This is a genomic window from Xanthobacter sp. BG11Y11_SDJG (assembly GCF_057364445.1).
The window spans coordinates 1-3,358 of the sequence record NZ_JBNFNU010000436.1; the positions used below are offsets into that span (position 1 = coordinate 1).

The 3,358-nt window shown below is 73.6% G+C and carries 4 protein-coding genes and 4 pseudogenes; all 8 read left to right on the forward strand.

All coding sequences use genetic code 11. The features are described 5' to 3' along the window. The coding region (locus AC2W7M_RS22365) for a glycosyltransferase family 9 protein (protein ID WP_486135022.1) at positions 1–324 on the forward strand (324 nt) is incomplete at its 5' end. Further along, positions 321–593, forward strand: a complete 273-nt coding sequence (locus AC2W7M_RS22370; protein ID WP_486135024.1) for a hypothetical protein — start codon at positions 321–323, stop codon at positions 591–593. The genes AC2W7M_RS22365 and AC2W7M_RS22370, both read left to right, overlap by 4 nt. Before the next feature lie 38 nt (positions 594–631). Continuing rightward, a pseudogene (locus tag AC2W7M_RS22375) lies at positions 632–925 on the forward strand (glycosyltransferase family 9 protein); the annotation flags it as partial. Between the two features lie 40 nt (positions 926–965). Further along, positions 966–1,061, forward strand: a pseudogene (locus tag AC2W7M_RS22380) (hypothetical protein); the annotation flags it as partial. A gap of 130 nt (positions 1,062–1,191) precedes the next feature. Next, positions 1,192–1,344: a hypothetical protein gene (locus tag AC2W7M_RS22385; RefSeq protein WP_486135028.1), complete on the forward strand. Its 153-nt coding sequence runs from the start codon at positions 1,192–1,194 to the stop codon at positions 1,342–1,344. A gap of 110 nt (positions 1,345–1,454) precedes the next feature. Beyond that, a pseudogene (gene rfaD, locus AC2W7M_RS22390) lies at positions 1,455–2,439 on the forward strand (ADP-glyceromanno-heptose 6-epimerase). A gap of 75 nt (positions 2,440–2,514) precedes the next feature. Continuing rightward, positions 2,515–3,036, forward strand: a pseudogene (locus tag AC2W7M_RS22395) (PfkB family carbohydrate kinase); the annotation flags it as partial. A gap of 127 nt (positions 3,037–3,163) precedes the next feature. Then, positions 3,164–3,358: PfkB family carbohydrate kinase (locus AC2W7M_RS22400; RefSeq protein ID WP_486135026.1), on the forward strand; the 195-nt coding region annotated here is incomplete at its 3' end.

A 3,358-nucleotide genomic window follows, 5' to 3' on the forward strand; every position in this document is an offset into this window, starting at 1 on the left:
GCCGCGGCGCCGGGAACCGACGACCTCACCGGCCGCACCAACCTTATGGAGGCCGCCGCCGTGCTGGCGGGCGCCAACGTGGTGGTCACCAACGATTCCGGCCTCATGCACGTGGCGAGCGCGCTCGACCGGCGCGTGGTGGCGGTGTTCGGCTCCTCGTCCGAGAAGATGACGCCGCCCACCGCGCCGGACGCCCGCGTGATCTCGCGGCCCTTGCCCTGCCGGCCCTGTATGAAGCGCGAATGCCCGCTCGGCACGCTCGCCTGCCTGGAGAGCATCGACGCAGGCGAGGTGTTCGAGGCGGCCGAGCGCATCGCCCGATGAGGGTGCTGGTCGTCAAGCTCTCCTCGCTCGGAGACGTGGTGCACACCTTCCCCGCTCTGACCGACGCCATGCAGGCGGTGCCGGGCCTTGAGGTGGACTGGGCCGTGGAGGAGGCGTTCGCGCCCATCGCACGGCTTCATCCGGCGGTCGGCGAGACCATCGCGGTGCCTCTGCGGCGTCTGAAGAAGCGGCCGCTGGCGGCGCTCGCGGGCGGGGAGGCGGCCGGCGTCCGCCGCCTGCTGGCCGGCCGGCGGCTAACGACGTGGTGATCGACGCCCAGGGCCTGGTGAAGAGCGCGCTCGTCGCCATGCTCGCGCGAGGCCCGCGCCACGGCTTCGATCGCGACAGCGCCCGCGAGGGGCTCGCCGCCATCGCCTATCACGGCCGCCACCGGGTGCCGGAGGTGGAGCACATGGCGGCACGCATCCGCAAGCTCTTCGCCGCCGCGCTCGGCTATTCCCTGGAGGGCCGCCCGCTCGACACCGGCCTGCGGCCGCTGCCGCAGCCGAAGGGCGACCCGCCGCATCTCGTCTTTCTCCACGGCACCACCTGGCCCACCAAGACCTGGACCGTCGACGGCTGGCGCGCGCTGGCGGCGGACGCGGAGCGCGCCGGCATGCAGGCGCTGGTGTTCACCCAGGGTGCGGCGGAGGCGGCGCGGGGCGGCCGCCATCGCCGACGGCCGCCCGGCGGTCGAGCCGCTGCCGCCCCAGCCGCTGGAGACGCTCATTCCGCTCATCGCCTCCGCCGCCGGGGTGGTCAGCGTCGATACCGGGCTCGGCCATCTGTCCGCCGACCTTCGGGGTGCCCACGGTCGGCCTCTACGGTCCCACCGACCCGCGTCTCACAGGCCTCGTGGGCGCGCGGGTGCGCGAGCTGATCTCGCGGCGCGACTGCGCGCCCTGCGAGAAGGGCCGCTGCCGCATCGCCCCCGCCACCATCGAGGGGCCGCCGTGCCTCGCCGACTTCGAGGCCGCGATCGTGTGGCGGGCGCTGAGGGATCTGTCGGCGCCGCATTGAGGCCCGCGCCGGGCCGGCCTTATGGACAAGCGGCGAGGCGGCGTGGCACATCGGCGGCACCATTGCGAGGTGCCGAGCCCCATGACGCTTCCCGCGGCCCTGGCCGCGACCTGATGCTGGTGACCGGCGGCGCCGGTTTCATCGGCTCCAACATCGCCCGCGCGCTCGCCGCGGACGGCCGCCGCGTGGTGGTCGCCGACTGGCTGGAGGACGGGCCGAAATGGCGCAACATCGCCGACATCCCGCTTCATGACGTGATCCGGCCGGAGGCGGTCGAGAGCTTCGTGACGCGCGAGGGCGGCCGGCTCGGCGGCATCGTCCATATGGGCGCGATCTCGGCCACCACGGAGCGCGACGGCGACAAGATCGTCGCCCGCAACATCCGCGCGACGCTGGACCTGTGGGCGCAGTGCGCGGCGAAGGGCCTGCCCTTCATCTTCGCGTCCTCCGGCGCCACCTATGGCGACGGCGCGGAAGGCTTCGCGGATGCGGACGACGACGGCGCACTGGCGCGCCTCGCGCCGCTCAATCCCTATGGCTGGTCGAAGCTGTTCGTGGATCGCCGCATCATGGCCGACGTGCGGGCCGGCCGCCGCGGCCGCCGCAATATGCGGGCCTGCGCTTTTTCAACGTCTACGGCCCCGGCGAGGCCCACAAGGGCGACATGCGCTCGGTGGTGCACAAGATCCACCCCGCCGCCGCTGCCGGCGAAAGCGTGACGCTGTTCAAGTCGCACAACGCGGCCTATGGCGACGGCGGCCAGTTGCGCGACTTCATCCATGTGCGCGACTGCGTCGCCGTGGTGCAGTGGCTGCTGGAGAACCCGCAGGTGAGCGGCATCTTCAATGTCGGCACGGGGCAGGCGCGCAGCTTCGCCGACCTCGCCAAGGCGGTGTTCGCGGCGCTCGGCCGGGCGCGCGCATCACCTATGTGGACATGCCGGAGCACCTGCGCGGCGCCTACCAGTATTTCACCCAGGCGGAGATGGGAAAGCTGCGCGCGGCCGGCTACGCCGCGCCCTTCACCTCGCTGGAGGAGGGCGTCGCATCCTACGTCACCGGCCACCTGTCCGGCCGCAACGAGGCGACGCCGTGAGCCGCACCGCACAGGGAGGGTTGCGCCATGGTGCCTGAAGGTGCGCCGGGTCCCATCGCCGTCATCGGCGACGTGATGGTGGACCGCTACATCACCGGCTCGGTCTCGCGCATCTCGCCCGAGGCGCCGGTGCCGGTTCTCGTGCATGGCGACGAGCGCATCGTCCCCGGCGGCGCGGCCAACGTCGCCGCCAATGCGGCCGCGCTCGGCGCGCGGGTGACGCTGGTGGGGCTCGTCGGCCGGGACCGCGAGGCCGACCTGCTCACCGCGGCGCTGGGCGCCCATCCGGGCATCGTGCTCGATCTCCTGGTGCGCGACCCCGGCCGCCCCACCATCACCAAGACCCGCGTCATGAGCGGGCGCCAGCAGATCGTGCGGATCGATGCCGAGACCATCGCCCCGCCGGGGCCGCAGATGCTGGAGGCGCTGATCGGCGCGGTGGCCGAGGCGGTGCGCGGCGCCCGCGTCGTGGTGCTGTCCGACTATGCCAAGGGCGTGCTCTCGGACAATGTGATCGCCGCCGCCATCGCCGCCGCCGAGGCGGCCGGCGTGCCGGTGGTGGTCGATCCGAAGCGGCGCACCTTCGAGGCCTATCGCGGCGCCAGCCTCGTCACGCCCAACCGCAGCGAGCTCGCCGCCGCCACCGGCCTGCCCGACACCACCGGATGCGGAGGCCGCCCGCGCGGCGGAAGCCGCCTCCGCCCAGTTCGGCGGCGACGTGCTGGTGACGCGCGCCGAGAAGGGCATGACGCTCTGGCGCCGCGGCGGCCGGGTGCTGCATGTGCCGGCCAAGGCGCGCGAGGTGTTCGATGTCTCGGGTGCCGGCGACACGGCGCTCGCGGCGCTCGCGGTGGCGCTCTCCGCCGGCCAGCCGCTGGAAGCCTGCGTCCATCTCGCCAACGCCGCCGCCGCGGTGGCG

Bases quoted from the DNA above. Each gene is read 5' to 3' on its own strand.
- AC2W7M_RS22370 (WP_486135024.1), top strand. From the start codon at position 321: ATGAGGGTGCTGGTCGTCAAGCTCTCCTCGCTCGGAGACGTGGTGCAC.